We start from the raw sequence: 20,801 nt of genomic DNA on the forward strand, positions 1-20,801 counted from the left end.
AATAGGATAAAATTATCCGAAATAAAAAATAGTATGGAAACACTTCAAAAAAACACTCAAAAAGAAATAGGACAATATGTTGCGGACGACTTTAGAACTGCAGCTATTTTTTCAAAATACAAAATTGATTTTTGCTGTAATGGTAATAGAACAGTTGTAGAAGCATGCAATAAAAAAGGCATTGATAGTAATGCAGTAATGGACGAGATTAATCACGTTTTAAATTCTAATACTGGAGAAACTATTGATTATAAATCTTGGCCAATAGATTTGCTAGCTGAATATATTGAAAAGAAACATCACAGATATGTTGAAGAAAAAATTCCAGTATTACGTCAGTTTTTAGACAAGCTATGCCGTGTACATGGAGAGCGTCATCCAGAGTTATTTAAAATCAATGAGTTATTTACAGCTTCTGCTGGCGAATTAGCTTCTCATATGAAAAAAGAAGAGCTGATTCTTTTTCCGTTTATAAAGCAATTAGTAAAAGCTAAATTAGAAAATGGAGCAGTACAATCACCACAGTTTGGGACTGTTGAAAATCCAATAGCAATGATGAAGCATGAGCACGACAACGAAGGAGAACGCTTTAGAGAAATTGCAATGCTTACCGATAATTACAATCCACCAGCAGATGCTTGTAATACTTACAAAGTTACGTTTTCGATGTTAGAAGAGTTTGAAAAAGATTTGCATTTACATATCCATTTAGAGAATAATATTCTCTTTCCTAAATCTATAAAATTAGAACAACAGTTTAGTTAATAGCAACCCTTTGATTAATTTTTACTGATGAAAAGTCCTAAGATGTTATTCCTTAAACATCTTGGGATTTTTTTCATTTAATCATTACATTTCAGAATTGTAAACTTAAATGATGCCAAAAAAGTTAGTTGTAATATGTTTAATTAATTTTCTAGTTGCTGCCTTAATGGGTTTGGCATTACGCTTTTCTTTTTTAGAATCAATTGGGTTGAATTATAGATTTCTAACGCATGCACACTCTCATGTAGCTATGTTAGGTTGGGTGTATCTAATGTTGTACACTTTGTTTGTCTATTATTTTATTCCGAATAAAGCCAGAATATTCCATCGCTTATTTTGGTTAACAGAGTTTGCTGTAATTGGTATGATGTTAAGTTTTCCTATTCAAGGCTATGCTGTAGTTTCTATTTCATTTTCAACATTACATATTTTTTGTAGCTACTACTTTGTATATCTTATATGGAAACATCATAAAATCAAATCCATAGTTACAGAAAGATTACTAAAGACTTCTCTTCTTTTGATGGTATTATCTACATTAGGAGTTTGGTGTTTAGGACCTGCTGTATCAATGCTTGGACAAGCATCTGCATTTTATCAAATTGCCATCCAATTCTTTTTACATTTTCAATTTAATGGTTGGTTTTTAATAGCAGTAATTGCTATCTTTTTTCATCTAATTAAGATTGAAAATTCTAAACTATTTAGGCAGTTTTTTAAGTTACTAATTGCCTCAACTATTTTAACTTTAGCTTTACCAATTCAATGGTTTGCTCCTCACCAAATATTGCTATGGATTAACAGTATTGGTATTCTTTTACAAATACTTACACTCATTATTTTTTTTAAACTTATAAAACCTAAACTAGTCTCCTTGACAAAAAAAGAATCAAAACTTCAATTCTATATGTACAGCTTTGCGATTTTCTGTTTTACCTTAAAAGTGTTATTTCAAACACTATCAATCTTACCCGAATTTTCAGAAGTTGTGTACTCACATCGCAATTTTGTTATAGGCTTTATTCATCTATTAATGCTAGGAGTTATTTCTGGGTTTCTGTTTTCTTTTATTCTAAAAAATAAACTCGTAACCCATTCTAAAACTTTGTACATAGGTATATATAGCTTTCTACTGGGTTTTGCTCTAACTGAATTACTGCTGTTAGTACAAGGTTCTATGTTTTACTTTGGTGTTGGAATGCTCTCAAGCTATTATATGCTATTATTCCTTTTTAGTATTTTATTGCCTTTTGGTATCGGCTTTCTTTTATATAATATTATAAGGCATAGAAAGCAGTTACCAATTAGTATAAAATAAGAATAGGTATTAAAAATAGTCCTAGAAAAATAACCAACATTATTCTCCATACGACATGTGCCTTAATTAAATCCATAAAATAATAAGCAATCCCTAAAAATTTTAATCCAGCTAATATGAGTATTATCGTGGCTGTATAATTGGTACTATAATTAGAAACAACTGCAGATAGTATTGTTAAAACTACTAATACAACTAATGTAATTATGAAGCGTTTCATATTAAAATATTAAATAAATTACAGGAAATAACAAAATCCAAATTAAGTCGCACATGTGCCAAAATGCTGCACTAGCTTCAATATTTTCTAAACTTGCTTCAGCTCCTTTTTTACGAATATCTAGATACATCATTATTAGTATCACAATCCCAACCAAAACATGAATTACATGAAATAAGGTGAGCATCCAATAAAAAGAAAAGAAGGAGTTATAGCCTATAGAATAACCCATTTCTATTTTATCGTAATATTCAAATCCTTTCAATCCCAGGAATAACAAGCCTCCCAAAATCGTAAGTTTTAAAAAAAGAGAAGCTTTAGAAATTGCTTGCTGTTTAAAAAAATGAACAGATTGTGCCATACAAAAACCACTGACTATTAAAAACAGTGTATTAACTGCTCCTATAGTGCTATTTAAAAGTAATCTTGAATTATGAAAAACTTCTGGTTCGTCCTTGCTAGAATACACCATTACAATCATAGCAATTCCAAAGGTAAAAAGCTCAATAAAAATAATAATCCAAATAAGAATACCGCCTGGAGGATAATATATGTTTTTGTTATCAATTCTTTCTGTAGTCATAAAATCAAATCTAAATGCGCAAGCATTTATTTTTTAAAGAGTTTATTCAGTTGGCATAGACTTCTTAGTATAAGTAAACAGCTTTGGTTTAACCGTAATCATCAGCCAAGCCCAATTGTTAGTATTGTCCTTATTGCCAGTCTTTAAAACTTCCATGGTTTCTGTTACAAACAACTGAGAATAACCTGCATTAAAACTGATATCCTTTGACCATTTATAACCTAAAACTAAATCTAGTTCTGTTCCTAGATTGTTAGACATTTCTTCCCCAGAACCATTAACAACAGTTGCAGCTGATGAAAAAATATGAGGCACTAATTTTGCTGAGAACTTACCTTTTTGGTAACCTAATGTTGCATTAATATCTAGCAAGCCTACAGAATTTGCATGGTTACCGACATAGAAATAATCCATTAAACCATTAAACTTATGGTTAGTACCAAACCAAGGACTAAACGATTTTAGTTTATTCTCAGTACTATTCATATCTGTTCCAGAAAGATACTCTAAACCTAAACCAGCTTTAAAAGTATCATTAATATTAAAGAATATGTTCACAGCAGCATTTAGAGCACTTAAATCAGTATCTGCAATTTTTCCAGTTTGTACATATATAGAAGCATCAGCCTTTATTTTGTTTTTGCCATAAGTAACTCTAGATCCTATAGTTTGGTTATAATCTACCTGTTGTTCATCATTATCGTCTTCATAAGTAATACCATTATTTAAAACTAAAAAACTTAAACCAAAAGCATCAATATTAGTATGGTACCACAGATATTGAAACGCTTTATAATTATTTACAGCGTAATCTGTATCAAACAATGTTTCTGAGTTTTCGTTCATCGCTAAACCAAAGTCTAATCGATTATTTTCATTAGGCTTGTATGTAGCAACAAATGCATCATGGCTTCTCGCTTGTTGTGCCCAACCTACAGAACCAAATATTCTGTGATCGTCATATATCAATTCTTGTCTCCCTAGTTTTAAAGATAATTTAGAGTTTAAAAGTAGTTGTGCCCAAGCTTCGTGTACTGCAATTCCGTTTTTGTCTGAAAGTGCTAACGTAGAAACATCTCCCCAAACTCTCACATTTTGAAAGGTTACATAAGCGTTTAATTTTTCGCTTCCATATTTTAAATTTAACCGCGTACGTTGAGATATAAATGATGCTGCATCTATATCATCTGGAATTAAGGTTTTATAACCATGTCTATATTCAAAACGTGGTCTTAATTCTGCAGAGAGCTCAAACTCTTGTGCAGAAATAGATGTCACTGTAAATATTAGTAATACTATTATTATATTCTTCATTTTATAATTTTTATGCGTTAGGCTTATATCTTAAATTATTGTTTTAGGATTGATGTTTTATTTTTTCATATAGCTTTACTAAAGATTGAAGTAACTCTAAAGGGTTAGTGAGTATTTGATAATGATTTTGTCCAAACATTTGCGGTAAGTAATATTTTGCTTGTGCTTCTATTGCTAAGGCATACGAATTTATTTGGCGTTCATTTAATTCGCGTAAGGCTTGTTTTACATCATTTATTCCATACTTGCCTTCGTATTTATCATAATCATTTGGCTTTCCATCAGAAATTAAAATCACCCATTTATTTTTTGTATCTCTTTGATCTAATAATGTTCCAGAGTGTCGCAATGCTGCACCAATACGTGTATAACCATTTGGTTCTATTGCACCAACCTTATATTTGGCTTTATCCCAATTTTCATCAAAGCCTTTAAGGGTTAAATAACTTGAGTGATTTCTTGTTTTTGAATAAAAACAATCGATAGAAAAGTCGATATTAAACTCACTTAAAATCTCACCAAATAAAATAGACACTTGTTTCTCTACATCAATAACACGATTTCCAGCTGCGTAGCCATCACTAGACAAACTAATATCTAGTAATAATAATATGGATAAATCCTTTTCCTTTTTACGTTTAGACAGGTATATATTTTCTGAAGGCGTATGACCAGACTTCACATCTACAAATAAATCGGTAACCGCATCAATATCTAGTTCTTCGCCTTGTGGTTGCCTTCGCTGCTGCTGGTATTTATTATTAACCGTAGTCAACATTTTTCGTAAACCCATTAAGGTTGAACGATTATCATTAAGTGTTTTGTTATAGAATGCACTATCGGTCTTTAATTGTGTTTTAGGGTATACTTTACAGAAATCTTGTTTGTAGGAACGATCAGCATAATTCCATTCGTCATAGGTTACAAAATAGCCATTGCTTTCATTTTCCGCACTTTCAGCAATTGTTGTATTTTCAATAAAATCGGCTTGATAAACAGAATGTGCGGTGTCATCTACACGAACGGTATGCTTCATATTAACCTCATCTAGAGCATTTGAATGATCTTCTAGATCATCATCCCCATCCATGTCTCTAAAATTGCCTCCAAACTCTTCAGCAGTTTCTACCTTTTCAAACTGATGCTGCAAAACAGAATCATCTAACTGCTTTTGATCAATTTGAACTGAAATTATCTCTTCTACAGCTTTTGATTTAATTATTGTTTTTGGCTGTTCTTCATTTGTCTTTTTCACCTTATCAGTAAAGTTTTCTAACCGTTCTACTGAATTATCTTTTATATCATTCCGCATCCACTTTCCATAAATAAACGAATAATCTGCCGGAAGTTTTTCGGTAACTATATCATTATAATGCGCTACGAACTTTTGATAATAGGATTTTGAAATTGGAAATTGTTCGAATAAAGATTGTAGTACTTTCTCTGAAGTTTCTAATGCTTTTTGTTGAGACTCTTCAGTAACATGTTCTTTATTATCATTCCAATTTAAGTTTAATTTTTTTTGAACTGATAGATATAAAACTCTGAATAAATAAAATGCAATATTTCCTTCTACAGTTTGAAACGAATAATATTTTGAAGGCAAGAAGAAATTATTATTCCGATAACCACCTTCACGTTCTGCTTCATAAATTTCTATAGCCTCACCAGTTATAGCGCGCGCAAAAATGGTAAGTCTTGGTTTTAAATCACTTAGATCTACAGCATGCTCAAGCTCTTTTTCTTTCGCTTTTCTGCGTTTTTTAAAGAAAAATGCAAACTTGGTAAAAATATATTCATCTGGTTCGAACTCAAACATAATGCTATGCTTCTATCTTAAGTTTTAAGATTTAAATCATTAAATCACTTAAATCTTTTAAGGCTTGTATAACTTCTAAATCGTCTGTTAATGGTTCAATTATTGCTACATGAACTGCCAAACGTTTTGGCAACCCATTATGAATCAATAATGCTGCATCAACTAATAATCGAGTCGAAACAGTTTCTGTCAATCCTAATTCTGTAAGATTTCTAATTTTTGTAGCAATGTTCACCAACTTTTTAGCAATATCATTCTCTACTTGTGTTTCAGAAACTAATATTTCAGCTTCAATTTTCGCTTCAGGATACGCAAATGATATAGCAACAAAACGCTGTCTTGTTGAAGGTTTTAATTCTTTAAACCCTCTTTGATAACCAGGATTAAATGATGCTACCAACATAAAATCTTTATGTGCTTTCACTGTTTCGCCTAATTTATCTATGAATAACTCACGTCTATGATCGGTTAAAGAGTGAATAGCAACAATAACATCTGGTCTAGCTTCGGCAATTTCATCTAAGTACAAAATATAGCCTTCTTTTACAGCTGTTGTTAATGGTCCATCTAACCACATTGTTTCTGCTCCCTTTATTATAAATCTGCCAATTAAATCTGTTGAAGATGTTTCTTCATGACAAGAAATAGTTAATAGTTTTGTCTCTAATTTGTGAGCCATATGCTCAATAAATCGAGATTTCCCTGTTCCTGTTGGTCCTTTTAATAAAAAAGGTATTTTACAGTTATAAGCATGCTCAAATACTGTTATTTCTTTACCGATTGGATGATAATAAGGAGTACTCATATTGTAGTAGTGTTTTATAAAAAAACCAGAGTTTACCTTCTCACAAATGATAACTCTGGTCTATTTTTATTGCTTAATTTTTATAAGTTAGAATCTGGTTCTAGCGCTTCGTCATTTGGTCTTCCGTGCTTGTAAAAATCAATGAAGTACAGAATAATACCTGTCATAAATAATGTCGCACAAATAATAAGTACTATAAAATGAATTTCCACTTCCTTTTGCACCTCCATAAATTCCATTTTCATTTTACGTTCTAGATATACTTGCACTACTCCAGCGACTCCAAAAGCGACTGTCATACCAATCATACCAATATTAGACATCCAAAATGCCATTCTTCCTCTAGTACTTTCATATAATTTTCTACCTGTCATGTTTGGTAAGCTGTAACTAATAATTGCTAGTACAATCATTGCATAAGCTCCCCAAAATGCTAAGTGACCATGCATTGCAGTAACTAAAGTTCCGTGTGTATATAAATTAGTTTGTGGTAAGGTATGCGCAAATCCTAATAGACCTGCACCAATGAATGAAACTATGGCTGCTCCTAATGTCCAATACAAAGCCAACTTATTTGGATGTTTCTTTTCTCCTTTTCTATACATATTAACTGCAAATAATGCCATTGCTAAGAATGCTAAAGGCTCTAAAGCTGAGAATATACCACCAACGATTAACCAAATTTTGTTAACACCAATATAATAGTAGTGATGTCCTGTTCCTAAAACACCAGACAAGAAGGTTAACCCAACGATAACGTATAACCACTTTTCAATAACTTCTCTATCAACACCAGTTAGTTTAATTAATAAGAATGATAAAATACCTCCCATAATTAATTCCCAAACACCTTCAACCCATAAGTGAACAACCCACCATCTAAAGAATGAATCTTTTACTTGACTATCAAATGGCAACATACCAGGTAAGTATAATAAAGCTGCAAAAAGTAGTCCCATTGAGAGTACTAATGCAGTTGTAGTTCTTCGTTTACCTTTAAAAAGCGTAGTTAAAATAATCCCTAAAAACAAGAGTACATTTACAACTACTAAATAATCTAAAGGTCTAGGAATTTCTAAAAACTTACGTCCTTCCCAATAATTAAAATGATATCCAACAATAGCAACAACACCTACGACAGCCAAACTTATTAATTGAACATAAGCCAATTTTACACTTACCAATTCGCGTTGTGCTTCTTCGGGAATAATATAATATGCAGCTCCCATAAAACCAGATAACAGCCAAACAACTAATAAGTTAGTATGTACAGCTCTTGCTGTATTAAAAGGAATAACACTATGCAGCCCATCAAAGCCTGCGTGTGCAAATCCCATTATAAATCCGTAAATAATTTGCAGACCGAATAATAACATTGAAAGCGCAAAAAACCAATACGCTACTTTTTGTGATTTATATTTCATAATTTCTTTTCAGTTAGGTTAGTTATCATCTTTAGATAATGGTGATACTACGGTATCAAATCCATTTAAATCAATATCATCGATCCAGTCAAAAAAGGCTATTAAATCGTCAGCTTCTTCTTGTGTAAAACCATAAGCCACCATTTTTCTTCCGTTAGGAGCCCAATCTACAGGTGATGTTAAAACGGCTCTAATATAGCCTTCACCTCTACGGTCAATTACTTTAGTTAATTCTGGAGCGTAATAAGCTCCTTCACCCATAATAGTATGGCAACCCATACAATTATTTTCTTCCCAAAGGACTTTTCCTCTTACGACTGCTTCTGTAATATTTCCGTCATTACTTTGATCTTGCGCTTTAGTAAACGAGAAAATTGTAAGACCAATAAATATCAGAAATGTCACTACAGTTCCTCCTAGAAAGAAGGCTCTTGCTTGTTTTTTTGATAACATATTAATTTGTTTTGGTTAGTATTTATTTTAATTCGCTAATTTTAAAATGGTTTCTATAGTCTCTTTATTATCGACACCTAAACCTTCTTGTTGATGGACTAATTCTCCCTTAGTATTAAACACACTTATAATATTTGAATGTGAAAAATCTAAAGGTGTAATCTGTTTGTATTTTACTGCTAAAACGTTCGCAAATTCTCTAACTCCGCTTTCAGTACCTTGTAAAAAAGTCCAGTGTAAATCATCCATTAAATTCTCTTTTGCAAATGCTTTTAAGCGTTGTGAAGTATCTGTTTCTGGATCTATACTAATTAATATAAAGTTCAAATCCTTTAAACTTTCTTTTGGGATTTTTGCTTCAATATTTCTCATGTCAGCAACCAATCTTGGACATGCAGCTTTACATGTTGTATAAATCATTACCATTACTAAAGTCTTTCCCTTTAAATCTTCTAATTGAATAACTTCAGCTTCTTCTGTATTCCATTTGCTAGTCAAATTAAAAATAGATTCATCCGAAATTTCATCTAATACCAATTCACTTGAAGATTCTTGGGCAATAGCCTTCAAATCCATTTTACAAACAGGACAACTACCAGTTTTACTATAAGTTTTATCACTTTCGCATTGCATTGGACATTGATATACTGCCAACTCTTGCTCTCCTTTTTTTGATTTATCTGAATTGCATGAAGCCATAGCCATGAACAATACAAACACTGAGAAAACTATTTTTAAATGTTTACTCACGTAATTATTATTGATTAAGTGTTTGTGATTTTTCTTTGAAAAGTTCATTTTTCTTCTTTAATATCTTGCACACACCTAAACCCTAAATTCTTCATAGAATATTTAGCTTTTAAACTTCCACGAATGGCATAACGCATAAATGCGGCATAATTCATTAAATCGGTTGCGCCTATTGCTGCACTTCCACAAAATAAATTTAAGTCTGTATCTACATCTTTACGCGATTCACCAGACACTAAAACCGAATTAAAGTCTAAGGTCCATTCCCAAACTAAACCGTGTAAATCATATACATTCCAATAGTTTTTAAACGTGGATCCTATTTCGTTATTAAATGTTTTAGGCTTTTCGTACCACCCAAGAATATATTCGTTATAACTATCTTTTGTCCTTGCATCTGCAATGTCTTCATCTGCCATAGCAACATATTCCCATTCATCGACAGTTGCTAGTCGCTTTCCTTGACAATCACAATAGTCATTTGCTGCAAACCAAGACATATTAGTTATTGGAGCTTTTAAAGATTGATTATCATTTAAAATTGTATCAGACACCCAATTAACCAAGTAGTTTTTATCAGCAAATAACCGCTTTACTTGCGAACGTTGCCATTTAGGATGCCTTTTCACAAAGTCTAAATACTCTTGATTTGTAACTGGAAATACATCTATTTTAAAATCTGAAATTGTCACTTGCAATGAGTCCCTTCCATAAAGTGGTATATAGTTACCGCCTTTAATAGAAACCATTTCAGACTGACAAAAAGCTGCTGACAGATATAAGGTAAACATTATGCTTAATGTCAGTCTCAAAATAGTTTTCATGTATGTGTTCTTACAATTAATAATTAGTGACCACTTTTAACCTGCTCTACGCGAGATGTAGTTACATTAGTCTTATTATTATCCCAAGAATTATATATATAGGTCATAACATCTGCAATTTCTTCTGAAGTAATAAATTGTTTTGTCATAACACTATTATAAACTTCTCCATTTACAGTGATTTCTCCTGTTTTACCTTTTAATACAATATTGATGGCACGATTTACATCAGCATTTAAGTAATCTGATTTAGCTAATGGAGGGAATGCATTTGGTATACCTTGTCCTTCAGCTTGGTGACAAGCAAAACAGGTATTCATATAAATTTGCTTTCCAGATTCCATCTTCTCCGCTAAACTTTTGTCTGATGTAGATACTTTTGGTTTATCCTTCCCTTCATCTGGCATAGACTGTATTCCACCACCTTCAGGTAAATAAATACCTTCTTGCATTGTACCAGAATATATTTTCATATCATCTTCTCCTTCTACTTTAAGCATTCCTAATGCTCCTTTATTAAAAGCTCTGAAAATAGAGTGATCCACTAAAATAAATGTACCAGGCACATCTACTCTAAACTCTACAATAGCAGCTCCACCAGCAGGAACTAATGTTGTCTGTACATTTTCATTAATCATATCTCCACCTTCTACAAATACTTTATCGAAAATTTCACCAATAACGTGGAATGAAGACACTAAATTAGGTCCACCATTACCTACATAAAGACGTACAGTTTCTCCAACCTTAGCTGTTATAGCATTATCTCCTGTTAAGGCTCCTACACTACCATTAAACACAACATAGTCTGCATCTTCGTCAACTGCTTTTTGCATGTCAAAGGCTTGTAATCCTGGTGCACCATTTTCTCCTTTTGTATAGAAATCACCTTGCATTACATAATATTCTTTATCTACTACAGGTAATCCACCTGCAGGCTCAACTAATATCAAACCATACATTCCATTTGCAATATGCATTCCTACTGGTGCAGTAGCACAGTGATACACATATAATCCTGGATTTAATGTTTTAAAATTGAATGTCTTTTCATGACCTGGTGCCACAAACGATGATGTTGCTCCACCACCTGGTCCAGTTACGGCATGTAAATCGATGTTGTGTGGTAACTTGTTGTCTGGGTGATTAGACAACGTAAACTCTACCTCATCACCTACTCTAGTTCTAATAAAACTTCCTGGAACTGAACCACCAAATGTCCAATAATTATACGTTGTTCCATCAGTCATGGTTCCTACTTCTTCGAGGATTTCCATTTTAACAATAAGTTTTTTTGCTCTACGTCTTCCAACTGGAGTTGGCACATTAGGAGGAGCCGTTAACTCTGCCATCATTTCTCTACTTACAGGAATGTCTGCATTGCTAGAATCTTCTTTTTTATCAGTCTCACTGCAAGACATAAAAAAAAGCATCCCAAATAATAGAACACCTAGTACTAGTTTTACTTGTTTCATTTAGTTGTGGTTTTAGCTGTGGTTTTTAGTTAGTTTCCAATTATAATTGAATTGGTCTTATTTTAATTAGGACATTTTTATCCTATTAATAATCAAAAATAGTCTAGCGATTTCTCTAAAAACATGACATTTATCATCTCTAAGGTGAATTACATTAAAAAAAACAACTAATACACTAAAACTAGTGTAAAATTCCTACATAGAAGATTAGAAAATAGTGAAGTCTTTTTTATATTTTAGTCATTCAATTATTAAGTTTATGAATAACACAAATCAACCTCAGACACCAAAAGGTATTTTAAAAACAATCACTATCATCTATTATGCATATTGTGCTGCCATCTTAATTTTTGGAATTGTAGCCTTATATATTACAGAAAATGTAGAAATAAAAATTGCTGATTCTGAAGATCCTTTCTTTTATTTAGTGCCTGTTTTTGCAATTGCAATTGCGTTTTTAAGCCATTTTCTTTTTCAAAAGAACTTAAAAAAAACGCAAGAGAAATCAACCTTAAAAGAAAAACTTGTGCAATACCAATCAGCTCGAATTATACGATATGCCATGTTAGAAGCACCAGCATTATTAGGCATTGTTATTTTTATAATAACAAGCAACCCTTTTTACTTACTGATAGCTGCGATAGTATTAGCCTATTTAGTATTGTTAAGACCAACAAAACCAATTCTAAAAGAAGATTTAAATCTCAACATAGAACAAGAACCTGAGTTTTATGAGGCTATGAAATAAAAAAGCGCCAAAGTCCCTAGTCCTTGGCGCTTATCTTGATATTAATAATACTAACTAATAAAAAATCAAGAATTATATTTTAAAGGTCATTACGGGTAATGTGGAGTGATTCGCTATATCCTCAGAAATACTACCTTCAAAGAAATGAGCTAAACCTTTTCTACCATGTGTAGCAACTGAGATAACATCAGCTCCAATTACATTAGCAAAATTTAGAATCCCTTTTTCAATAGAATAATCTGAAACCACATTTACATCATTTAAATGTCTTAGATCACCATCTGCTTTCTTCAAAAAGTTAGCTACGCGCTTATCAATTTCTGACGAACTTCTAAAATTGCCATCTGGAGAATTTACATAAACCAAATGCATCTTAGCATTAAGTTTATTAAAGGTTGCTTTAGCCTTTAGATATGGTGCAACAGCATCATCAGAAAAATCACATGCAAACACTCCGTTTTCAAAATCAAATAATATCGGATTGTGTTTTATTACCAAAACTGGAATATCAGAATGACGCACTACCTTTTCTGTATTAGAACCAATCAAAACTTCCTTTATACCACTTGCTCCATGAGAACCCATTACAATTAGGTTTACATTATGCTCATTGGCTACCTCATTTACTTCACTAAACACTTTAAAGTGCTTAACAATAGGTGTAATATTAAGACCTTCTAAATAAGGTTTATCTAAAAATGTTTCAAACTTTTGTTCGGCCAGTTTTAAATAAAACACAGCTTCTTCATTTAGAGATGCGCTACCAGCTGTTAAAATTGCATTAGATAATTCTAGCATATGCAATACAATCAGTTCTGAATCATACTTGCGAGCAATATTTGAAGCAGCTTCTAATGCAAATTCTGAGTGTTCTGAGAAGTCTATAGGAACGATTATTCGTTTCATTGTTGATGTTTTTAAATTGTCATTGAAAATAATTGTGTGCCTGGCTTTTTGCGTTGTAGCAATAAATCGAAAGCCATACATATATTTCTGATATAAGGTTTTCCCTTTTCAGTAACGGTAACTTGTTTTCTTTCAAACTCAAGTAAACCATCTAATTCAAATTCTTTTAGCTTTAATAGGATATCTGGCAATTCATCAAACATCATGGCATTATCTAGCCAAGAAGTTTTAAAATTACACATTAGATTAAGCACATGCTTTCTAATGATAAGGTCTTCAGTATTTAGAATGTGTCCTTTAAAAACCGGAATAATACTTTCGTTAATTAAATGATAGTACTCTTCAATAGATTTTACATTCTGTGCAAAACCATACCAACTATCACTAATAGACGACACTCCTAAACCAATCATTGATTGCGTTTTTGAAGCTGTGTAACCCATAAAATTGCGATGTAAAGTTTCATTTTGCATCGCTTTATAAAGAGAATCACTTTTTAAAGCAAAATGATCCATTCCTATCTCTACATAACCAACTTTTTCTAAAAGCTGCTTGCCAGTTTCGTATTGTTGTCGCTTAGAGTCTCCTGATGGTAAATCATCGTCTTTAAAACCACGTTGTCCATTTCCTTTTATCCAAGGAACATGAGCATAGCTATAAAAGGCAATGCGATCTGGCATTAAGGCTTCTGTCTTATTAATCGTTTCTATAACATCAGCTTCTGTCTGAAATGGTAAGCCGAAAATAATATCATGACCAACAGAGGTATAACCAATTTTGCGAGCCAATTCTGTAACACGTTTTACATTCTCAAAAGGTTGCACACGATGAATCGCTTTTTGTACTTTTAAGTTATAATCCTGAACACCAAAACTCACACGTCTAAAACCTAAATCGAATAAGGTTTGTAAATGCTCTTGGGTTGTATTATTTGGATGACCTTCAAAACTGAATTCATAATCCTCGGCAATCTCAGATACTTTCAACAATTCAGAAATTAAAAACTTCAAATTCTCTGGAGAGAAAAATGTAGGTGTTCCTCCACCAAGGTGCAATTCTTTAATCTTTGGTTTGCCATCTAATAGTTTACGATACAAACTCCACTCTTTTAAAAGTGCTTTTATATATGGCAATTCTACTTCGTGACGTTTAGTAATACGTTTATGACAACCACAAAAGGTGCATAAACTTTCACAAAACGGTAAGTGCAAGTATAAACTTAGACCTTCACTAGTATTACTTTCTTCAAAAGATTTTTGAAGCGAGTTCTTCCATTGCTGCAAGGAAAATGTATCCATATTCCAATACGGAACTGTTGGATAACTTGTATAACGTGGACCTGCAACGTTGTATTTATTAACTAAAGAATGACACATATTTACTATGAAGTTGATAGTCAAAATTACTCGTAAGCCATGGTAAAAAACATGACATTTGTCATATCCCTCAAAAATAGGGGCTTTCAAGAATATGTATCGTACTTGCATGAACGCATTTATCTACTTAACTTTACTACAAACTAAAATGATTAGCCATGAAACGAGCTTGTTCAAAATTTTGTCATTTAGGAAATGATTAATAGCGAACAGCATGTGACTATAAAAAACAATAAATAAAAACACATGAAAAACTTAAAATTAATAGCACTTGCTTTTTCTGTTGTATTCGCAACATCTTGTAAAGAGAATAAAACTGAAACTGATGAAATTATAGATACAGAAGTTGAGGAGATTGTAAAAGAAAACTCTACTGAAAAGAAGCTTTCTATTACACTTTCACCAAAAAGTGGTAGTAATGTTGAAGGCACTATAAATTTTACTGAGAAAAATGGGATTGTAACCATGGTTGGTACTATTACAGGACTAGAAGAAGGAGAACATGCTATTCATATCCATGAAAAAGCTGATTGTTCTTCAGTAGATGGTAAGTCTTCAGGTGGACATTGGAATCCTACAGCACAACCTCATGGTGCTTGGGGAGATGCAGCTGGCTACCATAAAGGTGACATTGGTAACTTTAAAACCAATGCTAATGGTAGAGCAACAATTACCAAGACAACAGACGAATGGTGTATTGGTTGTGGAGATGCTTCTAAAGATATACTAGGAAAAGCCATTATTGTTCACATTGGTGTGGACGATTTAAAATCTCAACCTTCTGGTGCTGCAGGTGCTCGTGTTGGTTGTGCAGGTATTATAGAATAAATAATTATAACATATATAAACTAACTTTTAGAGTTAGCGTAGAAATATCTTCTTCCCCATTTCTGCGAAACCTCTAGAATAAATCTCGTATGACAGATTTAGAAACACTGGTAAAGCAGTTTCAGAATAAAGATCAGGTTGCATTCGAAAAACTCTATGATATGTATAGTAAAAGCATCCATGGAGTCGTTTACAATATTGTAAAAGATTCTGATATTGCGGATGAATTGATGCAAGATGTCTTTATTAAGGCATGGAACAAAGCAGATACATACTCGTCAAAAAAGGGAAGATTTTTTACGTGGATTTTAAACATAGCTCGCAATACTGCTATTGATAAGACACGCTCTAAGACATACAAGCAATCTAAGCAAAACCTCAATGCTGATTTTTTCGTAGATATTATAAAAAGCAATGATAATTTAGATGCTTCTACAGATGCTATTGGTATTAAAAAATTTGTGACCAATTTAGGTCAAAAATGTAAAGAAGTTATTGAGTTGCTTTACTTTAAAGGGTTTACACAAAAAGAAGCCTCAGAAGAATTGCAGATGCCAATAGGCACAATAAAAACAAGAAACCGAAGCTGTATTCAACAATTAAGAGATATAGTATTATAATATGGATATTATAGCATACATAGAATCAGGCATTTTAGAGCTATACGTAGCTGGCCACCTTTCTGAAAAAGAAAATCAGGATGTCTATGACCTTTTGCAGCAATATCCTGAATTGTTACAAGAGGTTATAGAAATAGAAATTGCTGTTGTTAAATTAACAGCTGTTGTATCTCCACACGCCATAAATTTTGATTCTTTTAAAGGAAAATTAGATTTCTCAGACACTAAAGTTGTAGACCTAAAACCTAAGAAACCAAACTGGATATCGTATGCAGGTTGGGCTGCCTCTATTTTATTGACTGGTGGATTATTATGGACACTCAACAACAAGAATCAATTAGAAGAGAACTTACAAATCGTTGAAACCGAAAAACAATATCTCGAAATACAAATTGAAGATGCTAAAACAAATTTAGCAGCAACCAAGAACTTACTTGATGCCATAAGAGATAAAGATATCTTAGCTGTACCACTTGGTGGACAAGGTGATTATGCTTCAACGTATGCGAAAGTCTATTGGAACAAAAACGACAATACCATTTACTTAGATGCTGAAGGTTTACCAAATGCACCAGAAGGGAAAGTTTGGCAAGTATGGTCCTTAACTTTAAACCCATTAACACCAACAAGTTTAGGTACAATTGACGATTTCAATACAGACGACAATAAAATATTTGCTATTGCTAACGCTAACGCAAGCCAAGCGTTTGGGATTACTTTAGAACCAGCAGGTGGTAGTGCATATCCTAATATGGAACAGTTGTATACACTTGGTATTGTGGCTTCTGCTCCTTAGATATAAAACTTCAAACAAATTATTGATAGGAGTCTATAACCAACTTTCCATTTCTAAAATAAAAGATTTACTATCTTAGCTCTATAGCGCGGATATAGTTACTAACTATATTCTTTTGTTGGTATGAAATTGCCTGCGGCACGTAGAATCGCGTTTTGCAAACGCTGCCTTTCTACTAATTACATACCAACGTCCACTGTTTGTCGCACCTCGCCAATTTTGTGTATATTTAGTCGAGTCTACGAGAACTACACACGAAACTACACACAACAGCATGTATAGCGAATGAGGCGCAACAATGGCTATCCGTGAGGCGCGCCTCACTACGCCATACACAGTGGACGTTGTAACACATTTGAGAACAAACTATGATAATTGAAACAATAAACCCAGGGATTTACAAAATCGAAGTCCAAATTAAATCAATGATTCTCGGAAATACACTTGTGGATTCAATAACTGGTTGGAACCAAATAGAAGCTACCACACTAAAATTAAAGTGTACTGATTGTACAGTTATGGTTTTTAAAAGAGATATGGAATTATTTAAAAACTTTCAAACGGGAGATAAATTTCTAGCTATCGCATCTGAATGGAAAAAAAATATATACAATTTCAAAAAAATGGTAAACTAAGTTTATGGCAATATCATTTAGACACTCTGCTGGATTTGGTAAAAGAATGGAGTATTGGCTTGTTGGAAAAATGCTAAAAGAAGGTTTAGATGTTTATATGCCTTTAGTTGATGACTTTGGAATTGATGCAGTTTTACGCAAACCTAATGGTGATTTTATAGAAATACAAATAAAAGCTAGGTCTAAAAATGTAACTTTTGGAGATGCAGCTCTATTTGCAGCAGTAACCCACGAAAATAGAGACAATTATTATTTTCTATTCTACTCTGAAAGAATGGAATCTATGTGGCTAATGACTAGTGAGGAATTTATTAAAGAATCAAACCAAAATAAAAACGGAAAGAATAAAGGAAAACGTTCTATTTGGTTTAATGGACGAAATACAAAACTTCAAAAAGAACATTGCAAACCTCAATTTGAAAAATATTTAATTACAAATTTTGAGAAATTTAGAGAATAAAAACGTGTTACAACAACGTGTATATTTCATGCTCGCATTTGAACTTCAATTAAAAGTTATATATTTAAACGTACGATTCGCAACAACTGAAAATCCTGCGGATTCTAAGTCGCACAAATCATACACGAACACGTTGGTATGCAATTGCCTGCGGCACGTAGAATCGCGTTTTGCAAACGCTTCCTTTCTACTAATTACATACCAACGTCCACTGTTAATCGCACCTCGCCTATTTTATGTATATTTAGTCTAGTCTACGAGAACTCCGAACGAAACTACACACAACAAAATGTATAGCGAATGAGGCGCAATTATGGCTATCCGTGAGGCGCGCCTCACTACGCCATACACAGTGGACGTTGTGCTTCATTATCAGAAACCGCTAACCAATGATTAAATTCTTTAGAAAAATTCGACAAAAGCTGCTCTCTGAAAACAAGTTCAGTAAATATCTACTCTATGCTATTGGTGAGATTATCCTCGTGGTTATTGGAATTTTAATTGCACTACAAATTAATACTTGGAATGAACTTAGAAAAAAAGAAGATCTTGAAAAACAGGTTTTAAAAAGCTTATTTCAAGAAATCGATAAAGACAGAATAATGCTCAATGATATTGATAATCAATATAAAAATGACTTGCGTTATTTAACTTATTTTAGTAATCTAATCTGGAAAGATAAGCACAGTATGGAAGATGCCCTAACACTAAATGAATATAGGGGACCAGCATTTAGAGATGTAAATCCAAATCGTATCACTTATGATGAAATGATTAGTACTGGCAAACTTTACTACTTATCAAGTCAAAATTTAGTGAACAACATAATTAATTATTATGAACTCATGGAAGATCATGTTTATAAATCAAGACAACAAAGAGTTGAATTTAGAGCAAATTTCTTCAATTTGGACATTATGAATGATTTCTGGTTGACTGTTTGGGATAATAATAATAAAGAATTAGCGTATAGTTTTGCCAATAATCAAAACTCTGATGTTTATAAAAATTTAAAAGTAATTACAAAATGGAGCATTAATAACACTCAAGGTATGAAGGCCAGAGTTGCTAACTTACATGAAAAAGCTAAAGAACTACAACTATTGATTAATGAAGAACTAGAGTATTCTCAAATCTTGGTTGATGACATTAAGCCATCTGATGAAAAAATAATTATTGATGATGATTCGCCAAAAAACTTATCTGAATTAGCATCATCTGGAAAAAACATAGATGATATAATTAAAATAATTAAAAATCAGGATTCAGAAACACACAACTACATTATTTCAGAAATTCAAATTAATAGATTAGGATATGAGCTTATGGGACAAGATAAAAATGAGGATGCACTAAAAATATTTAAACTCAATACGGAATTATATCCAAATGAATTTAACACGTATGATAGTTATGGAGAGTGTCTTTTAAAATTGGGTGATACCGAAAATGGAGTAAAAGCCTATCAAAAATCTCTGGAGCTAAATTCAGACAATACCAATGCTAAAATTGTACTTTCTCAATTTGAATAAATAATGAAAGGCTAATCAATGATAAAATTCTTTAGAAAAATTCGCTATAACCTTATGAGTGAAAATAAAACAGGTAAGTACTTTAAATATGCTATTGGAGAAATAATTCTTGTTGTTATTGGAATTTTGATTGCGCTTCAGATTAATAATTGGAACGAAAATAAAAAATTGAGAAAAATAGAAACTGAAATTCTTAAAGAAGTTAAAGCTAATTTAGAAAATGATTTAGATGGAATTCGTGAAAATTTAAATCAATTTAAACATAAAAATATAAGTGAAAATATAATAATTAATTGGATTGAAGGTAATGAGTCATTTAATGATTCACTATCCATTCATTTTAATAGCATTCAGTTTGGGGTAGAGTTTAATTATAACGTAACTCCATATGAAACATTAAAGCAAATGGGCATGCGAACCATTAAGAACGACTCGCTACGCAACCAAATAGCCACATTATATGACACAAACTATGAAGGATATAATAGATTAATAGAGTATCAACATTCATATCAGAGCAAAATCCATGATTTAGAGGTTAAATACTTCAATGAAATTGGGCTATTGGATTTAACCATAATGAAACCCATTAATATTAATGGATTAAGAACAGATCACGACTTAATGTTCCGATATAAAAGTTTCAGAAATTATAATGAAACATTTCTTAAATTCTTTGTTCCGGAAATTGAAATAGAGATAATTAAATCAATCGAAATGATTGATCAAGAATTATTGATGAGAAACTAAAGCACAAAAAAATAACGAAAGCACAACAAGAACTGAGTTAAAAAACAAGCAATTTTAAGCTAATCTTGAAACAAAGTTTTCATCATAAGGTCGTCCACTTTTAGCAATAGCAAATGCCTGTTTTAATAACTTGTTTGCTACTGCTATTAATGCCAGTTTCTTACTCTTTCCTTTGGCTACTAATCGTTCATAGATTTCTCTGCAAGACTTATTATGTTTACATGCCGAAAAAGCACATAAAAGCAATAAATTCCTCAATTTCTTATTTCCTACTTTACTTATTCTACTGCGTCCTCTAACGCTACTGCCAGATGTGCGTATTGTTGGTGTAATGCCAACATAGCTGCATAACTGAGATGCGGTCTCAAACTTCTTAAACCCATCGGTTACAACTATTAAA

23 protein-coding genes are annotated in these 20,801 nt (G+C 32.3%); 10 read left to right on the forward strand and 13 right to left on the reverse strand.

The features are described 5' to 3' along the window. Positions 1 to 33 precede the first annotated feature (33 nt). Both ric and QZZ53_RS07120 read left to right on the forward strand, forming a co-directional pair. The gene (gene ric / locus QZZ53_RS07115; protein WP_296383021.1) at positions 34 to 765 is read left to right on the forward strand and encodes an iron-sulfur cluster repair di-iron protein; all 732 of its coding nucleotides are present in this window, start codon (positions 34 to 36) and stop codon (positions 763 to 765) included. A gap of 109 nt (positions 766 to 874) precedes the next feature. After that, positions 875 to 2,083, forward strand: a complete 1,209-nt coding sequence (locus QZZ53_RS07120; protein WP_365940412.1) for a hypothetical protein — start codon at positions 875 to 877, stop codon at positions 2,081 to 2,083. On the opposite strand, the gene QZZ53_RS07125 is transcribed toward QZZ53_RS07120, so the two are convergent. The 10 genes from QZZ53_RS07125 to nirK form a co-directional block, all read right to left on the reverse strand. Beyond that, positions 2,070 to 2,303: a cytochrome C oxidase subunit IV family protein gene (locus tag QZZ53_RS07125; protein WP_296383023.1), complete on the reverse strand. Its 234-nt coding sequence runs from the start codon at positions 2,301 to 2,303 to the stop codon at positions 2,070 to 2,072. The two genes, QZZ53_RS07120 and QZZ53_RS07125, sit on opposite strands and share 14 nt — an antisense overlap. A 1-nt stretch (position 2,304) precedes the next feature. Continuing rightward, positions 2,305 to 2,886 (reverse strand): cytochrome c oxidase subunit 3, encoded by a 582-nt coding sequence (locus QZZ53_RS07130; protein ID WP_296383025.1) that lies wholly within the window; start codon positions 2,884 to 2,886, stop codon positions 2,305 to 2,307. Between the two features lie 42 nt (positions 2,887 to 2,928). Next, the gene (locus QZZ53_RS07135) at positions 2,929 to 4,200 is read right to left on the reverse strand and encodes an alginate export family protein (protein ID WP_296383028.1); all 1,272 of its coding nucleotides are present in this window, start codon (positions 4,198 to 4,200) and stop codon (positions 2,929 to 2,931) included. Positions 4,201 to 4,243: 43 nt separating this feature from the next. Then, positions 4,244 to 6,019: a VWA domain-containing protein gene (locus tag QZZ53_RS07140; RefSeq protein ID WP_296383030.1), complete on the reverse strand. Its 1,776-nt coding sequence runs from the start codon at positions 6,017 to 6,019 to the stop codon at positions 4,244 to 4,246. A 31-nt stretch (positions 6,020 to 6,050) separates the two neighbouring features. Beyond that, positions 6,051 to 6,824 (reverse strand): CbbQ/NirQ/NorQ/GpvN family protein, encoded by a 774-nt coding sequence (locus QZZ53_RS07145; protein ID WP_296383031.1) that lies wholly within the window; start codon positions 6,822 to 6,824, stop codon positions 6,051 to 6,053. 80 nt (positions 6,825 to 6,904) lie between these two features. Further along, positions 6,905 to 8,248 (reverse strand): cbb3-type cytochrome c oxidase subunit I, encoded by a 1,344-nt coding sequence (locus tag QZZ53_RS07150; RefSeq protein ID WP_296383033.1) that lies wholly within the window; start codon positions 8,246 to 8,248, stop codon positions 6,905 to 6,907. Between the two features lie 18 nt (positions 8,249 to 8,266). After that, positions 8,267 to 8,701 (reverse strand): cytochrome c, encoded by a 435-nt coding sequence (locus tag QZZ53_RS07155; protein ID WP_296383035.1) that lies wholly within the window; start codon positions 8,699 to 8,701, stop codon positions 8,267 to 8,269. Positions 8,702 to 8,728: 27 nt separating this feature from the next. Beyond that, entirely contained in the window at positions 8,729 to 9,406 is a 678-nt protein-coding gene (locus QZZ53_RS07160; protein WP_296383059.1) for an SCO family protein, read from the reverse strand. Positions 9,407 to 9,495: 89 nt separating this feature from the next. After that, complete coding sequence (locus tag QZZ53_RS07165; RefSeq protein WP_296383037.1) at positions 9,496 to 10,275, reverse strand: formylglycine-generating enzyme family protein; 780 nt, start codon at positions 10,273 to 10,275, stop codon at positions 9,496 to 9,498. 23 nt (positions 10,276 to 10,298) lie between these two features. Continuing rightward, positions 10,299 to 11,750: a copper-containing nitrite reductase gene (gene nirK, locus QZZ53_RS07170; protein ID WP_296383039.1), complete on the reverse strand. Its 1,452-nt coding sequence runs from the start codon at positions 11,748 to 11,750 to the stop codon at positions 10,299 to 10,301. 259 nt (positions 11,751 to 12,009) lie between these two features. On the opposite strand from nirK, the gene QZZ53_RS07175 reads away from it, so the two are divergent. Then, positions 12,010 to 12,498, forward strand: a complete 489-nt coding sequence (locus QZZ53_RS07175; protein WP_296383040.1) for a hypothetical protein — start codon at positions 12,010 to 12,012, stop codon at positions 12,496 to 12,498. Positions 12,499 to 12,570: 72 nt separating this feature from the next. Here the strand turns inward: QZZ53_RS07175 and QZZ53_RS07180 are convergent, their stop codons facing one another. Both QZZ53_RS07180 and hemN read right to left on the reverse strand, forming a co-directional pair. Then, the gene (locus QZZ53_RS07180; RefSeq protein ID WP_296383042.1) at positions 12,571 to 13,404 is read right to left on the reverse strand and encodes a universal stress protein; all 834 of its coding nucleotides are present in this window, start codon (positions 13,402 to 13,404) and stop codon (positions 12,571 to 12,573) included. An 11-nt stretch (positions 13,405 to 13,415) separates the two neighbouring features. After that, the gene (gene hemN, locus QZZ53_RS07185; RefSeq protein ID WP_296383043.1) at positions 13,416 to 14,780 is read right to left on the reverse strand and encodes an oxygen-independent coproporphyrinogen III oxidase; all 1,365 of its coding nucleotides are present in this window, start codon (positions 14,778 to 14,780) and stop codon (positions 13,416 to 13,418) included. Positions 14,781 to 15,026: 246 nt separating this feature from the next. Here hemN and QZZ53_RS07190 point away from each other — a divergent pair, with 246 nt between their 5' ends. The 7 genes from QZZ53_RS07190 to QZZ53_RS07220 all read left to right on the forward strand — a co-directional run bounded on the left by QZZ53_RS07190 (position 15,027) and on the right by QZZ53_RS07220 (position 20,401). Further along, positions 15,027 to 15,608 carry a superoxide dismutase family protein gene (locus QZZ53_RS07190; RefSeq protein WP_296383045.1) on the forward strand — a complete coding sequence of 194 codons (582 nt, stop codon included), beginning with the start codon at positions 15,027 to 15,029 and terminating at the stop codon, positions 15,606 to 15,608. An 89-nt stretch (positions 15,609 to 15,697) separates the two neighbouring features. Next, positions 15,698 to 16,228, forward strand: a complete 531-nt coding sequence (locus tag QZZ53_RS07195) for a sigma-70 family RNA polymerase sigma factor (RefSeq protein WP_296383047.1) — start codon at positions 15,698 to 15,700, stop codon at positions 16,226 to 16,228. Between the two features lies 1 nt (position 16,229). Beyond that, positions 16,230 to 17,024 (forward strand): anti-sigma factor, encoded by a 795-nt coding sequence (locus tag QZZ53_RS07200; RefSeq protein WP_296383048.1) that lies wholly within the window; start codon positions 16,230 to 16,232, stop codon positions 17,022 to 17,024. Positions 17,025 to 17,449: 425 nt separating this feature from the next. Next, complete coding sequence (locus tag QZZ53_RS07205) at positions 17,450 to 17,659, forward strand: hypothetical protein (RefSeq protein ID WP_296383049.1); 210 nt, start codon at positions 17,450 to 17,452, stop codon at positions 17,657 to 17,659. A 4-nt stretch (positions 17,660 to 17,663) separates the two neighbouring features. After that, complete coding sequence (locus tag QZZ53_RS07210; protein ID WP_296383051.1) at positions 17,664 to 18,119, forward strand: hypothetical protein; 456 nt, start codon at positions 17,664 to 17,666, stop codon at positions 18,117 to 18,119. Positions 18,120 to 18,508: 389 nt separating this feature from the next. Then, complete coding sequence (locus QZZ53_RS07215) at positions 18,509 to 19,651, forward strand: DUF6090 family protein (RefSeq protein ID WP_296383053.1); 1,143 nt, start codon at positions 18,509 to 18,511, stop codon at positions 19,649 to 19,651. Between the two features lie 54 nt (positions 19,652 to 19,705). Continuing rightward, positions 19,706 to 20,401: a DUF6090 family protein gene (locus QZZ53_RS07220; protein ID WP_296383054.1), complete on the forward strand. Its 696-nt coding sequence runs from the start codon at positions 19,706 to 19,708 to the stop codon at positions 20,399 to 20,401. A gap of 54 nt (positions 20,402 to 20,455) precedes the next feature. Here the strand turns inward: QZZ53_RS07220 and QZZ53_RS07225 are convergent. Then, the coding region (locus tag QZZ53_RS07225; RefSeq protein WP_296383056.1) for a transposase at positions 20,456 to 20,801 on the reverse strand (346 nt) is incomplete at its 5' end.

Source organism: Winogradskyella sp., assembly GCF_016744625.1.
Classification (GTDB): domain Bacteria; phylum Bacteroidota; class Bacteroidia; order Flavobacteriales; family Flavobacteriaceae; genus Winogradskyella.

Excerpts from the sequence above, each read along its gene's own strand:
- QZZ53_RS07205 (WP_296383049.1), top strand. The coding sequence starts at position 17,450 with ATGATTCTCGGAAATACACTTGTGGATTCAATAACTGGTTGGAACCAA.
- ric (WP_296383021.1), top strand. The coding sequence starts at position 34 with ATGGAAACACTTCAAAAAAACACTCAAAAAGAAATAGGACAATATGTT.
- QZZ53_RS07190 (WP_296383045.1), top strand. The coding sequence starts at position 15,027 with ATGAAAAACTTAAAATTAATAGCACTTGCTTTTTCTGTTGTATTCGCA.
- QZZ53_RS07195 (WP_296383047.1), top strand. The coding sequence starts at position 15,698 with ATGACAGATTTAGAAACACTGGTAAAGCAGTTTCAGAATAAAGATCAG.
- nirK (WP_296383039.1), bottom strand. The coding sequence starts at position 11,750 with ATGAAACAAGTAAAACTAGTACTAGGTGTTCTATTATTTGGGATGCTT.
- QZZ53_RS07215 (WP_296383053.1), top strand. The coding sequence starts at position 18,509 with ATGATTAAATTCTTTAGAAAAATTCGACAAAAGCTGCTCTCTGAAAAC.
- QZZ53_RS07220 (WP_296383054.1), top strand. The coding sequence starts at position 19,706 with ATGAGTGAAAATAAAACAGGTAAGTACTTTAAATATGCTATTGGAGAA.
- QZZ53_RS07180 (WP_296383042.1), bottom strand. The coding sequence starts at position 13,404 with ATGAAACGAATAATCGTTCCTATAGACTTCTCAGAACACTCAGAATTT.
- QZZ53_RS07160 (WP_296383059.1), bottom strand. The coding sequence starts at position 9,406 with ATGGCTATGGCTTCATGCAATTCAGATAAATCAAAAAAAGGAGAGCAA.
- QZZ53_RS07200 (WP_296383048.1), top strand. The coding sequence starts at position 16,230 with ATGGATATTATAGCATACATAGAATCAGGCATTTTAGAGCTATACGTA.
- QZZ53_RS07165 (WP_296383037.1), bottom strand. The coding sequence starts at position 10,275 with ATGAAAACTATTTTGAGACTGACATTAAGCATAATGTTTACCTTATAT.
- QZZ53_RS07140 (WP_296383030.1), bottom strand. The coding sequence starts at position 6,019 with ATGTTTGAGTTCGAACCAGATGAATATATTTTTACCAAGTTTGCATTT.
- hemN (WP_296383043.1), bottom strand. The coding sequence starts at position 14,780 with ATGTGTCATTCTTTAGTTAATAAATACAACGTTGCAGGTCCACGTTAT.
- QZZ53_RS07150 (WP_296383033.1), bottom strand. The coding sequence starts at position 8,248 with ATGAAATATAAATCACAAAAAGTAGCGTATTGGTTTTTTGCGCTTTCA.
- QZZ53_RS07155 (WP_296383035.1), bottom strand. The coding sequence starts at position 8,701 with ATGTTATCAAAAAAACAAGCAAGAGCCTTCTTTCTAGGAGGAACTGTA.
- QZZ53_RS07135 (WP_296383028.1), bottom strand. The coding sequence starts at position 4,200 with ATGAAGAATATAATAATAGTATTACTAATATTTACAGTGACATCTATT.
- QZZ53_RS07125 (WP_296383023.1), bottom strand. The coding sequence starts at position 2,303 with ATGAAACGCTTCATAATTACATTAGTTGTATTAGTAGTTTTAACAATA.
- QZZ53_RS07210 (WP_296383051.1), top strand. The coding sequence starts at position 17,664 with ATGGCAATATCATTTAGACACTCTGCTGGATTTGGTAAAAGAATGGAG.
- QZZ53_RS07175 (WP_296383040.1), top strand. The coding sequence starts at position 12,010 with ATGAATAACACAAATCAACCTCAGACACCAAAAGGTATTTTAAAAACA.
- QZZ53_RS07145 (WP_296383031.1), bottom strand. The coding sequence starts at position 6,824 with ATGAGTACTCCTTATTATCATCCAATCGGTAAAGAAATAACAGTATTT.
- QZZ53_RS07130 (WP_296383025.1), bottom strand. The coding sequence starts at position 2,886 with ATGACTACAGAAAGAATTGATAACAAAAACATATATTATCCTCCAGGC.
- QZZ53_RS07120 (WP_365940412.1), top strand. The coding sequence starts at position 875 with ATGATGCCAAAAAAGTTAGTTGTAATATGTTTAATTAATTTTCTAGTT.